The sequence below is a fragment of the Ramlibacter albus genome (assembly GCF_014297445.1).
Taxonomy (GTDB): Bacteria; Pseudomonadota; Gammaproteobacteria; order Burkholderiales; family Burkholderiaceae_C; genus Ramlibacter; species Ramlibacter albus.
Genome location: NZ_JACORU010000001.1, coordinates 260,849 through 279,483, shown reverse-complemented (window position 1 = coordinate 279,483; position 18,635 = coordinate 260,849). Strand labels below are relative to the sequence as shown.

Annotated in this window: 20 protein-coding genes; 16 read left to right on the top strand and 4 right to left on the bottom strand. The window is 64.9% G+C overall.

Annotated elements, in window-relative coordinates:
* From H8R02_RS01295 to H8R02_RS30940, 3 genes are read right to left on the bottom strand one after another with little or no spacing between them, the layout of a single operon-like run.
* Positions 1 to 720, bottom strand: a complete 720-nt coding sequence (locus H8R02_RS01295; RefSeq protein ID WP_187079535.1) for an MlaA family lipoprotein — start codon at positions 718 to 720, stop codon at positions 1 to 3.
* On the bottom strand, positions 717 to 1,988 hold the full coding sequence (locus H8R02_RS01290; protein WP_187079534.1) for a patatin-like phospholipase family protein: 1,272 nt from the start codon (positions 1,986 to 1,988) through the stop codon (positions 717 to 719). Before H8R02_RS01290 ends, H8R02_RS01295 begins: the two co-directional genes overlap by 4 nt.
* Before the next feature lie 37 nt (positions 1,989 to 2,025).
* Entirely contained in the window at positions 2,026 to 2,271 is a 246-nt protein-coding gene (locus H8R02_RS30940) for a TolC family protein (protein ID WP_435531250.1), read from the bottom strand.
* 810 nt (positions 2,272 to 3,081) lie between these two features.
* Between H8R02_RS30940 and H8R02_RS01280 the strand changes: the two genes are divergently transcribed.
* Positions 3,082 to 3,219 carry a hypothetical protein gene (locus H8R02_RS01280; protein ID WP_187080632.1) on the top strand — a complete coding sequence of 46 codons (138 nt, stop codon included), beginning with the start codon at positions 3,082 to 3,084 and terminating at the stop codon, positions 3,217 to 3,219.
* Between the two features lie 105 nt (positions 3,220 to 3,324).
* Here H8R02_RS01280 and H8R02_RS01275 read toward each other — a convergent pair whose 3' ends face one another.
* Complete coding sequence (locus tag H8R02_RS01275; protein ID WP_187079533.1) at positions 3,325 to 4,056, bottom strand: IclR family transcriptional regulator domain-containing protein; 732 nt, start codon at positions 4,054 to 4,056, stop codon at positions 3,325 to 3,327.
* Between the two features lie 168 nt (positions 4,057 to 4,224).
* Here H8R02_RS01275 and H8R02_RS01270 point away from each other — a divergent pair, with 168 nt between their 5' ends.
* From H8R02_RS01270 to H8R02_RS01200, 15 genes are read left to right on the top strand one after another with little or no spacing between them, the layout of a single operon-like run.
* A complete protein-coding gene (locus H8R02_RS01270) occupies positions 4,225 to 5,451 on the top strand; it encodes a cytochrome P450 (protein WP_187079532.1) in 1,227 nt (408 codons plus the stop codon).
* Between the two features lie 28 nt (positions 5,452 to 5,479).
* Positions 5,480 to 5,803, top strand: a complete 324-nt coding sequence (locus H8R02_RS01265) for a 2Fe-2S iron-sulfur cluster-binding protein (protein ID WP_187079531.1) — start codon at positions 5,480 to 5,482, stop codon at positions 5,801 to 5,803.
* A 5-nt stretch (positions 5,804 to 5,808) separates the two neighbouring features.
* The gene (locus H8R02_RS01260) at positions 5,809 to 7,035 is read left to right on the top strand and encodes an NAD(P)/FAD-dependent oxidoreductase (RefSeq protein WP_187079530.1); all 1,227 of its coding nucleotides are present in this window, start codon (positions 5,809 to 5,811) and stop codon (positions 7,033 to 7,035) included.
* Positions 7,036 to 7,055: 20 nt separating this feature from the next.
* A complete protein-coding gene (locus H8R02_RS01255; RefSeq protein ID WP_187079529.1) occupies positions 7,056 to 7,814 on the top strand; it encodes an SDR family NAD(P)-dependent oxidoreductase in 759 nt (252 codons plus the stop codon).
* Positions 7,811 to 9,253 (top strand): NAD-dependent succinate-semialdehyde dehydrogenase, encoded by a 1,443-nt coding sequence (locus tag H8R02_RS01250; protein ID WP_187079528.1) that lies wholly within the window; start codon positions 7,811 to 7,813, stop codon positions 9,251 to 9,253. Before H8R02_RS01255 ends, H8R02_RS01250 begins: the two co-directional genes overlap by 4 nt.
* 29 nt (positions 9,254 to 9,282) lie before the next feature.
* A complete protein-coding gene (locus tag H8R02_RS01245) occupies positions 9,283 to 10,455 on the top strand; it encodes an ABC transporter substrate-binding protein (RefSeq protein WP_187079527.1) in 1,173 nt (390 codons plus the stop codon).
* A 16-nt stretch (positions 10,456 to 10,471) separates the two neighbouring features.
* Positions 10,472 to 11,335 carry a branched-chain amino acid ABC transporter permease gene (locus H8R02_RS01240; protein WP_187079526.1) on the top strand — a complete coding sequence of 288 codons (864 nt, stop codon included), beginning with the start codon at positions 10,472 to 10,474 and terminating at the stop codon, positions 11,333 to 11,335.
* The gene (locus tag H8R02_RS01235; RefSeq protein WP_222622301.1) at positions 11,332 to 12,312 is read left to right on the top strand and encodes a branched-chain amino acid ABC transporter permease; all 981 of its coding nucleotides are present in this window, start codon (positions 11,332 to 11,334) and stop codon (positions 12,310 to 12,312) included. The genes H8R02_RS01240 and H8R02_RS01235 overlap by 4 nt, the downstream gene beginning before the upstream one ends.
* Positions 12,309 to 13,073 carry an ABC transporter ATP-binding protein gene (locus H8R02_RS01230; RefSeq protein WP_187079525.1) on the top strand — a complete coding sequence of 255 codons (765 nt, stop codon included), beginning with the start codon at positions 12,309 to 12,311 and terminating at the stop codon, positions 13,071 to 13,073. Before H8R02_RS01235 ends, H8R02_RS01230 begins: the two co-directional genes overlap by 4 nt.
* Positions 13,066 to 13,779, top strand: coding sequence for an ABC transporter ATP-binding protein (locus tag H8R02_RS01225; RefSeq protein WP_187079524.1), 714 nt, complete (start codon positions 13,066 to 13,068; stop codon positions 13,777 to 13,779). The genes H8R02_RS01230 and H8R02_RS01225 overlap by 8 nt, the downstream gene beginning before the upstream one ends.
* Positions 13,780 to 13,822: 43 nt before the next feature.
* Positions 13,823 to 14,794 (top strand): Bug family tripartite tricarboxylate transporter substrate binding protein, encoded by a 972-nt coding sequence (locus H8R02_RS01220; RefSeq protein WP_187079523.1) that lies wholly within the window; start codon positions 13,823 to 13,825, stop codon positions 14,792 to 14,794.
* 1 nt (position 14,795) lies between these two features.
* Positions 14,796 to 16,025, top strand: a complete 1,230-nt coding sequence (locus H8R02_RS01215) for an aromatic ring-hydroxylating dioxygenase subunit alpha (RefSeq protein ID WP_187079522.1) — start codon at positions 14,796 to 14,798, stop codon at positions 16,023 to 16,025.
* On the top strand, positions 16,025 to 16,492 hold the full coding sequence (locus H8R02_RS01210) for an aromatic-ring-hydroxylating dioxygenase subunit beta (RefSeq protein ID WP_435531249.1): 468 nt from the start codon (positions 16,025 to 16,027) through the stop codon (positions 16,490 to 16,492). The genes H8R02_RS01215 and H8R02_RS01210 overlap by 1 nt, the downstream gene beginning before the upstream one ends.
* The gene (locus H8R02_RS01205; protein WP_187079521.1) at positions 16,489 to 17,430 is read left to right on the top strand and encodes a PdxA family dehydrogenase; all 942 of its coding nucleotides are present in this window, start codon (positions 16,489 to 16,491) and stop codon (positions 17,428 to 17,430) included. Before H8R02_RS01210 ends, H8R02_RS01205 begins: the two co-directional genes overlap by 4 nt.
* Positions 17,431 to 17,437: 7 nt before the next feature.
* A complete protein-coding gene (locus H8R02_RS01200; protein WP_290427770.1) occupies positions 17,438 to 18,508 on the top strand; it encodes a 2Fe-2S iron-sulfur cluster-binding protein in 1,071 nt (356 codons plus the stop codon).
* Positions 18,509 to 18,635 lie beyond the last annotated feature (127 nt).

Here is an 18,635-nt window from a genome sequence, read left to right as displayed (position 1 = left end):
CTAGGGCCTTGAAAGCCGACCATCGTCATCCCCGTCTTTGGACTGCGCCGCGCGATGCTGCAGATAGACGTCACGCGTGAAGGTATACGGATCGAATGCGTCGCGAAGCATCGCGTCGAGGGGCAGCAGCGTTGCGCGCGTGTCGAGCAGGCGCGCCGCTTCGAGCGCATTGCGCTGAGGAACTGGATGGATGCGGGCGATGACGTCGCCCTGGCGCTCCACCGGCAAGGCGGCGGCGTCGCGCAACGTCGAAGGACCCAGCAAAGGCAGGACGAGATACGGTCCGGCCGGAACGCCCCAATGCGCCAGCGTCGAGCCGAAAGTCTCCTTGTGCCGTTCGATTCCGACCTCGCCAGCGATGTCGAGAAGGCCCCCCAAGCCAAGAACGGTGTTGAAAGCGAAGCGCGTCGCGTTCTGTGCCGCGTCGCCCAGTTTCAGCTGCGCAAGGCTGTTGACCGCCGACCAGGCGTCGCCCAGATTACCGAAGAAATTGGAGACGCCTCGCCGGATCGGCGAGGGCACGTCGCGCGAATACGCGATTGCCACTGGCTTGATCACCGCCCTGTCCAGTCCGACATTGAAGTGATGCACGCGGCGGTTGAGCGGCTCAAGCGGATCGCGAGGGTCGGCATTCGGGCCGGTTGCGCAGCCGGTACAGACTGCACAAACTGCCGCCAAGCCAACCCAAACCGAGCGTGGAAGGCTGCGCTGCGCTCTCATGCTGTCTTCCCCTCGGGCGCCGAGCCCTGGCTGGCTGGCTGTTTGTCAATCGACCACCCGAAAAAGCGGACGATCTGATCGCGCTTTTGCAGCGCATCGGCTTCGCCAAGCGTCATGAGTTCGCGCGTGAAAGGCGCCTGAAAGAGAAGGTAGCTGGCAAGTGCTTGTCCGGGCTCGTGCGCGCACGCGGCGCCGAGTGCCGATAGCAAAGCGCGGATGGTTCGGGGCAGGCTCGCGACATGCTTGGCAGCGATCTCGTCGAGACTGAGGCTGGGCGCGATCAACAGCAGCTCGACAGTGCGCCGAGGTTTGCCATCGCGGTCGCGCTCGGGCAGTTCTTGCAGGGCTTGGTTGATGCGACTGGCGCGTTCGACATCGGTGGCCAGAGCATCCAGAAAAATGCTTGAGAGCGCGTGGCCGGCGACCCTTGCGAGGGACGGGTACTCCATGGAAGGCGGCGACTCAGGCGACGACTCCTGCCTGCGGTCAGACCCAATGACAAGCAAGCGCCGAGCTCCCAGGTGGATCGCTGGAGCGATCGGCGCCGTCTCCCGCATGGTGCCGTCTCCCAGCCATTCGGCTCGCCCCTGAACGACCGCTTGTGTCGCTGGAAACACGAACGGTATCGCTGAAGACGCGAGCAGGTGAGCCACCATAAGCTCCGTGCGCTGGGACATGCGCTGGGACCGCAGCCAAGGCTGCAAAGTCGCATCCCCTTCAAAGAATGTGACGTGCCAACCGGTGGAATAGCTCGACGCGCCGATGGCCAGCGCACGAACTTGTCCCGACGAAACCATCTCGTGCAGGCGATTGAATCGGACATTTCGCGCTAGCAGGCGCTCCAGCGGGGCGTTGTCGAGCAGCGAGCGTGGTTGCCGGCGCCACCGGTCCGGCAGTGCCCAACCTAGCGCGAACATCGCCACCCATCGGGCAGCGTTCCTGATCAGGCTGGAGGCGTCGGTGCGGTAGACCTGGCCGGCATCGATACGCCGCCACATGTCAAACAGGTGCGCGACGCCGGCGTCGAAGTCGTCCGCTCGGGAAGCGAGGATGGCCGCATTGATGGCACCGGCGGACGTGCCGGTGTAGATGTCGAACGGAGGTTTCGAGGGAGCGCCCAGCTCGCGCCGGATGCGCAAGATCCCGAGCAGCACACCGACTTGGTATGCCGCACGCGCGCCGCCACCGGTCAGCACGATACCGAAACCGGTCGGGTCGGGCGATGCAGGCGCGGCGGCCGTGCCCTGACGTTCGTTGTCGCTCGTCATCGGTGTGCAGCGTACCCGAAAATGATAAACAGGCTTATCATTTTCGTGACCTCGACGGTGAAAGCGGTAAACCGAACCCCGAGCGCCACCCTCCGCCCGGTGCGCGGTAAAACTGGAGCTGGTTCTGCAGGCGGGCCAGTCGCGTCTGAAAGAGCACCAGGCCGGAGAGATCGGAACTCGCCGTGCCGATGCCGGCGGTGAGTGTGATGCGGGGAAAGAACGCGGCGCGCGCGGCCCCGATGTTGGCGTTTGCCGCAAGGAGTTGCTGCTCGGCCTGGCGCACGTCGGGTCGTTGGACGAGCACGTCCGATGGAGTGCCTGCTGGCAGGTCGGGAAGGGAAGGCGCACGGCTTGCGTCGTCGCACCTGTCTGGAACTCGGGCGGCACAGGCTCTCCGAGCAGCAAACCCAGCAAGTTCAGGTCCCTGGCGCTTCGAAAACGGCGTCGCCAGCGAAATCGACTATTGGCTGGCGCAATCTTGGCGGACCCGGCTCGTGCGACGTTGGCCCAACTGCAACGGCAGATCGCAAGCGCCTCAGGAACAATGAGTCCTCACGCGTGTGCAGGTACTTGACGATCTCGATGATCAGAATCGTGTTCTTCGCCGACACTTCGATGTGGTGCTCGCGCCGACCTGGAAATACACGTAGCGTGCGCCGAGTTGACACCCACGTCGGAGGTTCGTCGCAAGGGCCGACCGCCGTTGTGAGCAACTCTGCCCGTTGGCACGGAGTCCACTTGATCGGCGAAAGCTGTTTAGACAGGCAGGATTCGATTTGGCCGGCGCGTAGATGAAGCGTCGTTCGACGGAGGCGGCATCGTCAGCGACGGCGGAGGTTGCTGCTGAGGCAAGTGGATGGCGGCATTGGACTGACACGAGCGGCTGCGGCCGCTGTGGGAGATGGGCGCGCGCGTGGAGTGTGCAGCACGACATACGTTTTGCTGCTCGCGCAACGCATCTACGGGCTGTTGCGGCTGGGAAGACGTCCGTGACCACAACTGGCTGCGCAACGACCTGCTGCGCCAAAACAGCCGTGCGTCGAGCCGAGCCGCTCGCCTCCGGCCCGATGCCTTGGCGGCTGGGGACAAGGAGATGGGTGCGCTCAACGCGGTGCGGGTGGACAGCTTCATCGTCAGCCGGAAGCAGGCGCCGCGCGAGTCGTACTGGACTTCGATGCCACGCACGTGCTGGCTAATTGGCAACAGCAGCAAGATGGAAAGCGGCGCCTGATCGGCGAGTTCAACTACGCGGCGCGCACGTGGGATCGCCAGCGCAGGGTGATCGCCGGGCTGAAGCACGATACAAAGAGAGCCAAACCATGCTTCATCGTTACGATTACAGCAATGCAGCGAAGTTTCTGCGCGCTGTTTCGAGCTCGGGCAATAGCTGGGCGATGGCCTGCTCACGCGTCATGCGGCTTGTCGACACTGCGAGACTCATCGCCGCGATCAGCCCCCCCCTGCCATTGCGGATGGGCACGGCGATGGAGCGCAGGCCGATCTCTAGCTCCTCATCGCTGATCGAGTATCCCCGGGAGCGAACCAGCGCGATCTCGTTCATGACCTCCTGTGTACCGGTCAAGGTGTGCGGCGTGAGTGCAGGCCGCATCATGCGATTGAGCATGAACTCCACCTCACCGGCAGGCCGTTCGGACAGCAGCACGCGTCCCGTTGCGGACGCATAGGCTGGCAGCCGCGCACCGACACCCAGCCCGCTAGATAAGCTGCGCCGATGCGTAGAGCGCGCCACGAACACCGCGTCCTGCGAGTCGAGTACAGCGATCGACGATGACTCCTGCGTGCGTTCGCTCGTCATCTCGAGGATCGGTTGCGCCACCTTGGTAAGCGGATCGGATGCGACGTACGCGTGACCGAGGCGCAAGGACCGAGGCGCCAGTTGGAAGTGGCGCCCATTCTGTACTGCGTAGCCCAGCTTGCACAACGTCAGGAGGCTTCGGCGCACGGCCGCCTTCGTATGTCCGGTGATTTCAGAGGCTTGAGTCAGAGTCACGGGGCCCTTGCTGATGCCGAATGCCTCGACGATCGCAAGCCCCTTTTCAAGGCCCATTACGTACTCCTTTTCTACCTTTTGTACTCCTTTCGAATCCACGACCTCCGACATTTCAACTCCGATTGTTCGCTATTCGAACTATATTATCGAGTTTGTTGACTCAAATCAATCGCTGGTCGAGACTTGCGGCTATCGCACAACGGCCGTAAGCCCCGAGGACCAACGATGACCAGCGCGCAGACGCTCGAGCGAATCGAGACCCACGCCCCGGCTACCGACTTCGACCCATATGCGGACGAAGTCCTGGATGACCCTTACCCGCACTATGAGATGCTGCGCGAGCTGGGCCCGGTGTTCTACCTGTCCCGGTACAAGGCCTACGGCATCGCGCGTCACGCGGAAATCGACCCGGTGTTGCGTGACCCGGCTACGTTCTGCTCCAGCGCCGGGGTGGGCTTGGCCAACTTCCACACCGAAACACCTTGGCGCAAGCCCAGCATAATCCTCGAGGTCGACCCGCCGATGCATGCGCGCACGCGCAAGATCATGGCAAGCCTGCTGTCGCCTGCGTCCATCAACAAAATGAGGGGCACCTTCGAAAGTGAAGCGAAGGAGCTGGTGGAGCGCCTGCTCGCGAAGGGCAGCTTCGATGCCGTGACCGACTTGTGCGAAGCCTATCCGCTGCGCGTGTTCGCAGACGCAGTGGGCATCCCGCGAGAAGGCCGCGAGAAGTACCTGTTGCCCTACGGCGACATGGTGTTCAACGCGTTCGGCCCGGTGAACGAGCGCTTCAGGAAGTGCCTGGCCAAGGCGCAGGAGGGGGCAATCGACTGGATCGCCGAAGTGTGCAAGCGCGAGAACCTCACGCCCGACGGCTTGGGGATGCAGCTGTACAAGGCGGCGGACGAGGGCATTCTCGAGCCCGATGAAGCGCCAATGCTGGTGCGCACGATGCTGTCCGCGGGCCTGGACACGACAGTGTTCACGCTGTGCAACGCGATGCTGTCCTTCTCGCGTTTCCCCGCGCAATGGGAGAAGGTGCATGCCAGCCCGGCGCTCGCGCGCCCGGCGTTGGAAGAGGTGCTCCGCTATGAAAGCACCTTCCACTCGTTCTACCGCACCACCACGCGCGAAGTGGAAGTGGCCGGCGTGCGCATGCCCAACGAGCAGAAGGTCTGCGTGTTCATCGGTTCGGCCAACCGAGATCCGCGCCGCTGGGGCCCCACCGCCGACCAGTTCGACGTCACACGCAAGGCAGCGGGCAACCTCGCGTTCGGCACCGGCATCCACGGCTGTGCCGGGCAAATGATCGCGAGGCTCGAGGGCGAGATCGTGCTCACGGAACTGGCCAAGCGCGTGAAGCGCATCCAGCTCGAAGGCAAGCCCGTTATTCACTACAACAACTCGGTGCGCGGCTACACCTGCATGCCCGTAAGCGTCAGCGCCGCTTAAACCACTTCTCCACAGCACAGAGGCGAACATGCCCCAGATCACGTACGTCCAGCCGGACGGCGAACGTCGCTCCATTGCCGTTGACGCAGGCGCAACCGTCATGCTGACCGCCGTCGCCAACGGCGTCCCCGGCATCGTGGCCGAGTGCGGCGGCGCAGCCATGTGTGCAACGTGCCATGTCTACCTCGACGAAGCCAGCCAGCCTTTCGTGCCGCCAGTGAGCGAAGTCGAAAACGAGATGCTGGAAAGCGCCGCCGCCGGACGCCGTGCCAACAGCCGCCTGGGTTGCCAGATCGCCGTGCCGGCGGGCGTCGACGAAATAGTCGTCCACATCCCCTCCCACCAGGTCTGAAGCGCATGCAGCCGGCGGGCGTCATCGTCGTGGGCGGCGGGCAAGGCGGCTTCCAAGTCGCGGCCTCGTTACGCGATGAAGGCTACCAGGGCCCTGTCACCGTGATCGGGGACGAGCCTTGCCTGCCCTACCAACGGCCACCGCTGTCGAAGGGCTTCCTCACTGGCAAGGCCCAGCTGGCAGAGATCCAATTGCGGCCCGCGCAGTTCTATTCCGACCAGCGCATCGACATCATGCATGATCGTGTCGAAAGCATCGCGAGGTCCGCGAATCGCGTGAGGCTGGCTTCGGGCCGCGCGCTCGCCTACGAGCATCTTGTGCTTGCCACCGGTGCGCGCCCGCGAATGCCTTCAGTACCCGGCGCCCACGTGGCAGGCATCCTGCCCGTGCGCACGGTTGTAGACGCGCAAACCCTGCTGCCGCAATTGAAGCAGGCGAAACGCCTTGCGGTCGTCGGCGCCGGCTTCATCGGACTCGAAGTCGCGGTGGCGGCAATCGAGATAGGACTCGAAGTCGAGGTGCTCGAGTACGCAGACCGCGTGCTGAAGCGCGCAGTCTCGGCCGAGGCCGCCGACTACTTGGCTCGCGCGGAAATGCAGGCCGGCGTCCGGTTCCGCTTCAACACCGCTGCCTCCGGCTTCGTGGAACGCGATGGCCGAGTCGCGGGTGTGCAGACCACCGTCGGTGAAACGATCGCCGCCGACCTCGTGGTCGTGGGCATCGGCGTGCAGCCCAATGCCGAACTTGCGCAGGCGGCGGACCTCGCGGTGCACGACGGCGTCATGGTCAACGCGTACCTGTCGACCAGCGACCCGCACATTTCCGCGATCGGCGATTGCGCGCGTTTTCCGGCGACCTATTCGAAAACCCCGGTGCGGCTGGAGTCCGTGCAGAACGCGGTCGACCAGGCGCGCTGCGTCGCCGCCCGCATCGCCGGCAGAGCCGAGGCCTACGCGAAGGTGCCGTGGTTCTGGAGCGACCAGGGCGCCAACCGGCTGCAGATTGCCGGCGTGGCCGAGGCCGGCGACCTGGCCGTCGTGCGCGGCGATGTGGCTGCCGGCAAGTTCTCGGTGTTCCGGTTCCGGGACCAGCGCCTCACCGCCGTCGAGTCGATCAACAGCGCGGCCGACCACATGGCGTCGCGCAAGCTGCTCGCTTGCGCCGCGCGAATCTCTCCCGAGCAGGCCGCCGACACCCGCATCAAGCTGGGCGCGCTGACCATCCCATGCTGAATGTCCACCCACAGGATCCCATGAACTCCGAACAACCGAAGACTATCATCGTGACCGGCGGCGCCAGCGGCATCGGCTACGCCTTCTGCGAGCATTTGGCCGACCTCGGCCACAGCATCGTCATCGCCGACCTGAAGGGCGCCTCTGAAGCCGCCGATAAGCTGCGCGTCGCCGGGGCCAAGGCGATCGGCGTCACCTGCGACGTGGTCAGCGAGGACGACGTGAAGGCAATGGCCGCCGCAGCCGTCGAGGCCTTCGGCGGTATCGACGTGCTGGTCAACAATGCGGGTCTGTTCACCACGCTGGCGCTCAAGCCTTTCGACCAGATCACCAACGCCGAGTGGATGCGCGTGATGGAAGTCAACACGCTCGGGCCGTTCAACTGCGCCAAGGCGGTGCTGCCCCAACTGCTCAGGAGCGGCCGCGGCCGCATCGTGAACATTGCTTCCACCGTTCCGATTAAAGGGCCGCCAAACATGGCGCACTACGTCGCGAGCAAGGGCGCCGTGATCGCCTTCACACGCTCGCTGGCGCGCGAGCTCGCCAAGGATAAGATCACGGTGAATTCGATCGCGCCCGGGTTCACGCTGAGCGATGGTGTGCTGCAGGCCGACCTGCAGAACCGGATCGGCGATAACGCCCGCACTACCGGCCGCTGCATCCAGCGCGACCAGGTGCCGGCAGACCTCGTGGCCGCGCTCGCGTACTTCGTGGGCGACGGCGCGGGCTTCGTGACGGGTCAAACCCTGGCGGTGGATGGCGGCGGGGTTTTCCTGTGAGCTACGAGCAACTCGCGCTGTACATCGACGGGGAGTTCCTTGCCACCGACGGCCGCGTTGAGCAGGACGTCATCAATCCCGCGGATGGGCAAGCGTTCGCCAGGCTGCCGCACGCGACGAAGCAAGACCTTGATCGCGCCCTGACGGCTGCAAGCAGGGCGTTCCAGTCCTGGCGTTTCACTTCGCCGCTGGAGCGCTCGGGCATCCTTCGCAAGGTGGCCGCGCTGATTCGGGAACGCGCCCCCGCAATTGCACGCAACATCACGCTCGATCAGGGCAAGCCGCTCGCGGAAGCATTGCAGGAGGTGACGACGTGCGCTGAGCACGCCGAATGGCACGCGGAGGAATGCCGCCGCATCTATGGCCGCGTGATCCCGCCGCGTTTCGAAAGCGTGCGCCAGATGGTGATCCGCGAGCCCATCGGCGTGTGCGCGGCCTTCACGCCCTGGAACTTCCCGTTCAATCAGGCGCTGCGCAAGGCGGTCGCCGCGCTCGGCGCGGGCTGCACTCTGATCCTGAAGGGCCCCGAGGATTCACCCAGTGCGGTAGTGGCGATGGCGCGGATCTTCCACGACGCCGGCCTGCCACCGGGCTGCCTGAACATCGTCTGGGGGGTGCCGTCCGAGATCTCCTCGCACCTCGTTGCCTCGCCCGTCGTGCGCAAGATCTCCTTTACGGGATCGACCGCCGTCGGCAAGCAACTCGCCGCACTGGCCGGCTCGCACATGAAACGCATGACGATGGAGCTGGGCGGCCACTCGCCGGTTCTCGTCTTCGACGACGCGGACATCGAGGGCGCAGCGCGCTTCATGGCGCGCACCAAGGCGCGCAATGCTGGTCAGGTGTGCATGGCTCCCAGCCGCTTCTTCGTGCAGGAGAAGGCATATAAACGCTTCGTCGATGCTTTCGTGGGCGAATACACGCGCCTTCGCGTAGGTGACGGACTGGAAGCCGAAACGCAGATGGGCCCGCTCGCGCATGAGCGCCGGGTCGAGTCGATGCAGTCACTGGTGGCCGACGCGCGGGAACGCGGCGCTGCCCTCATCTGCGGCGGCGAGCGCATGCCGCGCGAAGGCTACTTCTTCCCGCCGACGGTGATGAGCGGCGTGCCGGACGACGCGCGCTTGATGAAAGAGGAACCCTTCGGGCCCGTTGTGCCCATCTCGAAATTCACGGGGACGGAAGAAGTGCTGGCACGCGCCAATTCGCTGCCGTTCGGCCTGTCATCGTACGTGTTTACAAGTTCGATCGCGACGGCGACGCATGTCACCAACCGGCTCGAAGCCGGGATGGTCGGCATCAACCACTTCGGCTTGGCGCTGGCAGAGACACCGCTTGGCGGCGTCAAGGACAGCGGCATGGGCAGCGAAGGCGGCACGGAAACCTTCGACGGCTACCTCGTGACCAAGTTCGTTTCGCAGGCATCGATGGTGCCTTGACCTTGTTGGACGCATTACAGGAGACTTCCATGTCCAAACTCTCTCTTCGAAACCTGGCGCGCACCGCCGCCGCTGTGGCGGTTGCCGCAGCCGGCGCCTGCGCCCATGCCCAGTCGGGCCCGGTGAAGGTGGGCCTGATGCTGCCCTACTCCGGCACGTTCACCGACCTCGGCAAGGGCGTCACGAACGGATTCAAGCTGTACGTGCAGGAGCAGGGCGGCAAGCTGGGCGGCCGTCCGGTCGAATACCTCCAGGTAGACGACGAATCCGACCCGTCCAAGGCCAATGAGAACGCCAACAAGCTGGTCAAGCGTGACAAGGTCGACGTGATGGTTGGCACCATCCACTCCGGCGTGGCTTCCACCATGGCCAAGGTGGCGCGCGAAACGAACACACTGTTGCTGGTGCCGAACGCCGGCGCCGGCGAGATCACGGGCGCGATGTGCTCGCCCAACGTGTTTCGCACGTCGTTCAGCAACTGGCAGCCTGGCTACGCCTCCGGCCTGCTCGCGGCGAAGAAGCACAAGACCGCCGTCACCATTAGCTGGAAGTACGCGGCAGGCGACGAGTCGGTCAAGGGCTTCCGCGAGGGCTTCGAGAAGGGCGGCGGCAAGGTGCTGAAGGACCTGAACCTGCCGTTCCCGAACGTGGAGTTCCAGCCGCTGCTGACCGAGCTGGCGACCATCAAGCCGGAAGCGGCGTACGTGTTCGTCGCGGGCGCCGGCCAGGTGAAGTTTGTCAAAGACTACGCCGCCGCGGGACTGAAGAACAGCATCCCGCTGTATGGTGCCTTCATCACCGAAGGCACGCTGGCCGCCCAGGGCGACGCTGCTCAGGGCCTGCAGACGGTGCTGCACTACGGCGACGGCCTGAAGAACCCGAAGAACGATGCGTTTATCGCCGCCTACACCAAGGCCTACGGCGCCAGGCCTGACGTCTTCGCGGTGCAGGGCTACGACGCCGCGCAGCTGTACGACGCCGGTCTGAAGGCCGTGAAGGGCGACACGAAGAAGAAGGCCGAGATGATCAAGGCGATGGAGAACGCGAAGATCGACAGCCCGCGCGGCCGGCTCACCTTCTCCAAGTCGCACAACCCGGTGCAGGATTACTACGTGCGGGTCGCCAAGGGCACCGAGAACGTCGTGACGGACACCATCGTCAAGGCGCTGGCGGACCCTTCGCCCGACTGCAAGATCCAGTGATCCGCCGCAGGACGCCATGGACCTTGCCCTCATCTCGATCCAGACGCTGAATGCCGTGCAATACGGCCTGCTGCTGTTCCTGGTCGCGAGCGGCCTCACCCTCATCTTCGGCGTCATGGGGGTGATCAACCTCGCGCACGGAAGTTTCTACATGATGGGGGCGTACCTGGCGTTCACGCTAACCTCGCTGACGGGCAACCTGCTCTTCACGATCATCGTCGGCACCGTTCTCAGCGCCCTGCTGGGCGCGGTGCTCGAATGGGCTCTCTTCTCGCACCTGTACAAGCGCGACCACCTGCAGCAGGTGCTGCTCACCTACGGCCTCATCCTCATATTCGAGGAGATGCGCAGCATGCTGGTGGGCGACGACGTGTATTCCGTCAAGGTGCCCGCTTGGCTGGACTTCGCAGTGCCGCTCGGTAGCGTCATGACCTACCCGGCCTACCGCCTGTTCATGTCGGTCGTCTGCCTCCTTGTGGCTCTCGGCCTGTATCTCCTGATCCAGCGCACGAACATCGGCGCGCGCATCCGCGCCGGCGCGTCCAACCGCGACATGGTGCAGTTGCTGGGCATAAATATCGACTGGCTCTTCAGGCTGGTGTTCTCCCTCGGTGTCGGCCTGGCCGCTTTCGCCGGCATGATCAACGCGCCCGCTTCGACCGTGTCACCCGGCATGGGTACCCAGGTGCTGATCGTGAGCTTCGTGGTGGTGATCGTCGGCGGTATCGGCTCCGTGTGGGGCGCGTTGCTGGCATCGCTGCTCATCGCCTTCGCCGATACCTTTGGCAAGGTTTTCATTCCCGACTACGCAGGCATCGCGATCTACGTCGTCATGGCCGCCATCCTGCTGTGGCGCCCGGAAGGGCTCTTCAAATCATGACCCGCCTCATCACGTCCCGCGCACGAGCAGTGATGGTCGCCGTGTTCCTGCTTGCGCTGGCCGGCTTCCCCCTGCTGAAGCAGGAGTTCTACAGCGAGCTGGTGATCCGGGTGATGGTGCTGTCCATGTTCGCGCTCAGCCTTGACCTGCTCGTCGGCTACACGGGCCTCATCAGCTTCGGCCATGCCGCCTGGTTCGGCATGGGCGGTTACGTGTTCGCCCTGCTCGGGACCAAGTACCAGCTGACCAACAACCTCTGGCTCACGCTGCCGGCGGCGATGGCGGTCACCGCGTTCTTCTCGTTCGTCGTGGGCCTGTTCGTATTGCGCACGCGCGGCATGTTCTTCATCATGGTCACGCTGGCCTTCGCGCAGATCTTCTATTTCTTCTTCCACGACGTCAAGGCGCTGGGCGGCAGCTCCGACGGCATGAACCTGCGCGGCAAGCCGGTGGCGAACATTGGCGAGTGGGTGCCGTTCGAGCTCACCGACGTCAACACGCTCTACTACTTCGTGCTGGCGCTGATGGTCGCATTGCTCCTGTTCATGGCATTGCTGCTGCGTTCGCCGCTCGGCCGCGCGCTGCAGGGCATCCGCGAGAACGAGCACAGGATGGAAGCCATCGGCTTCCCCGTGCTGCGCTACAAGCTCGCCGCCTTCACGATCGCCGGCTCGTTCGCAGGGCTGGCGGGCTACCTGTTCGCGGTGTTGAACAGCAGCGTCAACCCCGAGATGCTCTCGTGGCACCAGTCGGCCGATGTACTGCTCATGCTGATACTGGGCGGCATGGGCCAGCTGTGGGGCGGCGTGGTCGGCGCGTTCACCTTCGTGCTGCTGCAGGAAGTGCTGTCGACCTACACGAAGATGTGGCACCTCTGGCTGGGCATCGCGATCATCCTGCTGGTGCTGTTCCTGCCCGGCGGCGTGATCTCCATCGCGCAGCGTGTCCGCGGCCTGTGGCAGCGGAGGCCGGCATGACCAACGAAGTGCTGCTCAGGACCGTGAAGCTGCGCCGCACGTTCGGCGGGCTGGCGGCCAACGACCGCGTCTCGATCGAGCTCAAGCGCGGCGAGGTGCACGCGCTGCTCGGGCCCAACGGCGCCGGCAAGTCCACGCTGATCAACCTGCTGTCCGGGGACATTCCCGCCACTTCCGGCGAAGTGTTCTACTGCGGCCGCGACATCACGAAGCTCACGCCGCACGAGCGTTCGCTGATTGGCATCGGGCGCAGCTACCAGAAGACAAACATCTTTCCGGGCTTCACCGTGCGCGAAAACGTGCGCCTGGCCGCCCAGTCACGCGAGCCGCGCGCCGCGCGCATTTTCAGCGACGCCGCCGCGTTCGGCCCTTATTGCGAAGTCGTCGACGAAGCCCTGCACCTCGTGCGACTGGCCGGAGTCGCGGATCGCAAGGCCAGCGAACTCAGCCACGGGCAGCAGCGCCAGCTGGAACTGGGGATCGTGCTCGCGACGAAGCCCCGGGTGCTGCTTCTCGACGAGCCGTTGGCGGGCATGGGCCACGAGGAGTCGCTCAAGATGATCGAGCTGCTGCGCGGCCTGGTGGCTTCGCATGCCATCCTGCTGGTGGAACACGACATGGATGCCGTCTTCGCCATCGCCGATGTGCTGACCGTGATGGTCAACGGCGTCGTGCTGATAACGGGTACGCCTCAGGAAATCCGCGCCAGCCGTGAGGTGCGGGAAGCGTACCTCGGCGCCGAGGAGCAGCAGGATGCATGAACCCGTTCTCGAGGCGCGCGGGCTGCATTCGTTCTACGGCGACAGCCATATCCTGCACGGTGTGGACTTCACGCTGGCGCGCGGCGAGGCGGTCGGCCTGATGGGCCGCAACGGCATGGGCAAGTCGACGCTGCTGAAATCGCTGGTGGGCGTAGTGACGCCGCGCCGCGGTGAAGTCGTTGCCTTCGGCCGGCGGACGCGGGGCATGAAGGTCCACGAGATCGCGAGGCTGGGCATCTCCTACGTGCCCGAGGGCCGCGGCATCTTCGCGAACCTCAGCGTTCGCGAGAACCTGAACATGGCCGCGCGCGCCGACGCCGACGGCAGGTGCGACTGGACCTTCGAGCGCGTACTCGACGTTTTCCCGCGGCTGGCGGAACGGCTCGGCCACGGGGGCCAGCAGCTATCCGGTGGCGAGCAGCAGATGCTCACCATCGGCCGCGCACTGATGACCAACCCGCAGGTGCTGATCCTGGACGAGGCGACGGAGGGCCTTGCACCCCTGGTCGCGCGCGAGATCTGGCGGATCATCGGCGTCATCCGCGACACGGGCATTGCCACCATCCTCGTCGACAAGAACTGGCGCGCGGTCAGCGACATCACTGACCGCAACGTGATTCTGGTGAAGGGCCGCGTTGTATTCGAAGGTTCGGGCGGGGCGCTGCGCGCGCAACCCGAACTGCTCAGCGAGCACCTCGGCGTATGAACCCGAACGAGCTCGTCTCGTGAAACTGCATGGAGCCAATCATATGAACCCCACCCTTTCGCGCCGCGCTGCGCTGTGCCTGGCCGCGACCGTCGCGGCGGCGGCCAGCGGCCTGGCGAGCGCACAACCCGCCAAGCCGGTCAAGTTGATCGTGCCCTTCCCGGCCGGAGGGACTGCGGACGTCCTCCCGCGCATCCTCACAGAGAAAGTGCGTGCCGCCTACCCGGCGGGCATCGTGGTGGAAAACAAGGCGGGCGCCGGCGGAAACATCGGCGCGGAACTGGTCGCGCGCGGCGATTCGGACGGCACGACCTTCCTCGTATCGCCGCCGGGCCCGATCGCGATCAACCATTACCTGTACAAGTCGCTCAACTTCGATCCGACGAAGTGGGTGCCTGTGACCGTGATCGCCACGGTCCCGAACGTGCTTGCCGTCAGCAATAAGCTGCCGGCAAGGACCGTTGCGGAACTCGTGGCCTACGCAAGAGCCAACCCGGACAAGGTCAGCTACGCATCGCAAGGCAATGGCTCCACGTCGCACCTCACAGCCAGCATGTTCATGCAACAGACCGGCGTGAAGATGGTGCACGTGCCGTACAAGGGCACCGCGCCCGCGCTGGTGGACCTGCTAGCGGGCAACGTGGACGTTTTCTTCGACAACATCAGCTCCTCCGCGCAGCACCACACGGCGGGCAAGATCAGGATTCTGGCAGTGGCCGACGACGAGCGCTCGCCCCTCCTGCCGCAGGTGCCTACGCTCAAGCAGGCGGGCGTCGACATGGAGGCGGTCACCTTCTTCACGATGGTCGCGCCGCCGAATACGCCGAAGGATGCCATTGCCTACGCTCACAAGCAGTTCAGCACGGCACTAGCCGCGCCGGACGTGAAGCAGAAGTTCTTCGAGCAGGGCGCGGTGCCTGGCGGCTGGTCGCCGGAGAAGACGGCGCAGTTCATCCGCGCCGAGTCTGAGCGCTGGGGCAAGGTCGTCAAGGCAGCCAACGTGACGGTGGAGTGACATGCAGGAACAGACTATCCATTGGAAGGGCCCGGGTTTCACGCGCGTCCCGTTTCAGCTGTATGGCGACCGCGACGTCGCGCAGCGCGAGCAGCAGCGCATCTACCGCGGCGCGACCTGGAACTACCTATGCCTCGAGGCCGAGCTTCCCGAAGCGGGCAGCTATCGCACCACCTTCGTCGGCGAAACGCCGGTGGTGGTGGTGAAGGACGGCGACCGCGAGATCTACGGCTTCGAGAACCGCTGCGCGCACCGTGGCGCGCTCATCGCGCTTGAAAAGTCCGGCCGCGCCGAGAGCTTCCAGTGCGTGTATCACGCCTGGAGCTACAACCGCCAGGGTGAGCTGACCGGCGTTGCGTTCGAAAAGGGCGTTAAGGGCCAGGGCGGCATGCCGCCTTCGTTCTGCAAGGAAGACCACGGCCCGCGGAAACTGCACGTCGCCGTGTACTGCGGCCTGGTGTTCGGCAGCTTCAGCGACGACGTGCCGCCGATCGAGGACTACCTGGGTCCGGAGATCTGTTCGCGCATCGAGCGCGTGTTGCGCAAGCCGGTGGAGGTGATCGGCCGTTTCACGCAGGCGCTGCCGAACAACTGGAAGCTTTACGTCGAGAACGTGAAGGACAGCTACCACGCGAGCCTGCTGCACCTGTTCTTCACCACCTTCGAGCTCAACCGCCTCTCGCAGAAGGGCGGGGTGATCGTTGACGAGTCCGGCGGCCACCACGTGAGCTTCTCGAAGATCGACCCTGCGGCGGCCGACGCTTCATACAAAGAACAGGGACTGCGCTCCGACACCGACAATTACCGGCTGAAGGACCCGAGCGTGCTCGCGGGATTCCACGAGTTCGATGATGGCGTGACGCTGCAGATCCTGTCGGTGTTCCCGGGCTTCGTGCTGCAGCAGATCCAGAACTGCCTGGCTGTGCGGCAGGTTCTGCCAAAAGGCACGGATCGCTCGGAGCTCAACTGGACTTACATCGGCTACACCGACGACACGCCCGAACAGCGGACCGTTCGCTTGAAGCAGCTGAATCTGGTGGGGCCGGCAGGCTTCATCTCGATGGAAGACGGCGCAGTGGGCGGCTTCGTACAGCGCGGCATCGCCGGCGCGCACGAGCTGGATGCGGTCGTCGAAATGGGCGGCGACGAGACCGGCTCCAGCGAAGGCCGTGCCACCGAAACGTCCGTACGTGGCTTCTGGAAGGCGTATCGCGCGCACATGGAAGGATGATGATGATCGACCTGATGACGCTGTGCGCGTTCAACGCCGCGTACGCGCAGGCAATCGACAGCGATTCGCTGGAGGAGTGGCCGTCGTTCTTCACGGAGCGCTGCAAGTACCGCATCACCAACGTGGAGAATGAGCGCGAAGGCCTGCCCGCGGGAATCGTCTATGCCGATTCGCGCGCCATGCTGCAGGACCGGATCGCGGCATTGCGGGAAGCGAACATCTACGAAAGGCAGCGCTACCGGCACCTGCTCGGGGTGCCGCTCCTGGAATCCGCGGACGATTCCTCCGCGGTGGCACGCACACCTTTCATCGTCGCGCGCATCATGCACACCGGCGAGACAAGCGTGTTCGCCACCGGTGAATACCGCGACCTGTTCCAGAAACTCGACGGCAAGCTGCTGCTGGCCGAGCGCATCGCGGTGTGCGACAGCACGGTGACCGATACGCTGCTGGCGCTGCCGCTGTGACCACGCGCCGCATCGCCCTTTCGGTCGGCGATCCGAACGGCATCGGGCCGGAGATCGTCCTGAGGGCGCTTCAGGCCTTGAAGGGCGAAGATCGCGTACGCGTTACCGTATTCGGCCCTCCGGACGTGATGGCCGAAACGGCGGGCAAGCTAGGGTTCCAGCAGGTGCTGCGCGCCACCGAGCTTCGCCCTGCGGGTGACATGACTCAGGCTGCATTCAGGCCCGGCGCGGTCAGTGCTTCCGCAGGCGCCAGCGCCGTGGCATCGGCGACCGCCGCGATCCAGGCGTGCCGCACGGGCGATTTCGATGCCGTGGTGGCGGGCCCGCATCACGAGAGCGCCATTGCCCAGGCCGGCATTCGCTTCAGCGGCTATCCGTCGCTGTTGGCCCGCGTGTGCAAGCAGCCGGAGGACAGCGTGTTCCTGTTGCTAGTAGGCGGCGGCCTGCGCATCGTGCACGTGACGCTGCACGAGAGCGTCGCGACCGCGCTGGCGCGAATCACGCCCGAGCTGGTGGTGGCAGCGACCAGAGCCGGAGTCCGCGCATGCGCCACAATGGGAGTGCGTGAGCCGAAGGTCGCGCTGTTCGGGATCAACCCGCATGCCTCGGAAGGCACCCTGTTCGGCCCTGAAGACGAGGACCGTGTCGTGCCTGCAGCGAAGCGCCTGCGTGACGCGGGGATCGTCGTGACCGGCCCGCAAGGCGCCGACGTGTTGCTGGCGGATCGAAAGCACGATTTGTACGTGGCCATGCTGCACGATCAAGGCCACATTCCCGTCAAGCTACTCGCGCCGCAGGCCGCCAGCGCGATTTCGATCGGCGCCGAGGTAATGCTCGCGAGCACGGGCCATGGCAGCGCGATGGACATTGCGGGGCAAGGCATCGCGAAGCCGGACGCGCTCTTGCGCAGCCTCCGGCTGGTCGCGGGGCTCGGCTAACGGTTGGATGCGCGCGCGCGCTTCCAACCTCCCTACGAATTGTGTCATCCCAGCGGCGCGGGAACCCAAGGTTTCAAGAATGACTTTCAACGTTCATATCCGCGGCACCGAAGTCCGTTTCCCCTGCGAGGCGGACCAGAACATCCTGGACGCGGCGCTGAAGGCGGGCATCGAGATGCCTTACTCGTGCCGCAAGGGCGTTTGCGGCAACTGTGCGGGCGCCGTTTCGTCCGGCGAGGTGCGATGCCCGCCGGCCGGCGAAGTCACACCGGCCGGCAAGCACCTCTATTGCCAGTGCCTGCCTTTGGGCGACCTCGAGATCGTGCCCGAGGCCTGGCATCGCGTCGACCCGCGCGCACGCAAGACCTTCACGGTGAAAGTGTTCAAGAACACGCAGGCCGCGCCGGACGTGAACGTGCTCATGCTGCGGCTGCCTGCGGGTCAGCGCGCGAAGTTCAAAGCCGGCCAGTACCTGCAAGTCGCTTTGGCAGACGGCAGCCGGCGTTCGTACTCGATGGCGAACCCCCCGCATGAGAGCGACATGCTGCAGCTCCACATCCGCCACGTGCCGGGCGGGAAGTTCACGCAGATCGTGCCGCACCTAAAGAGCGGTGACACGTTGCAGGTGGAGTTGCCGTTCGGCAGCTTCGAGCTGCGGGAGGAAGCGACCGCGCAGATGCTGTGCGTGGTCGGCGGCACTGGCTTCGCGCCAGTGAAATCGGTGCTGGACGACATGGCGAAGAAAGGCATCAAGCGTCCGGTTACCTTGATTTGGGGCGGGCGCGACCGCAATGGCCTTTACCTGATGTCGGCCGTGGAGAAGTGGAAGAAGTCGCTACCGGGCTTCACGTTCGTGAGCGCGATCGAGGACGCGGACGATGCAGCGGCGCTGGGCGGCTTCGCGGGCCGCGTCGATGAAGCGGTGCGCGCGACTTGCGCGTCGCTCGCGGGGCACGAGGTTTACTGCTGCGGATCGCCTGGAATGGTGGCGGTGGTGAAAAAGGTGTGCGTCCAGGAGCGCGGGCTCGATCCGCATCATTTCTTTAGCGATGTGTTCGTACCGGGACCTGCGGCTTAAACGGCGGGATGCGCTTGCATCAACCCCGCCTTTCGGATCGCACCTGCAACCCGCACGTAGTTCACTTAAAGATCAGGGAAACTGTCCAGACAGACGGAGCCCCTTCTTTCAGGTGTGTGAAGACTTT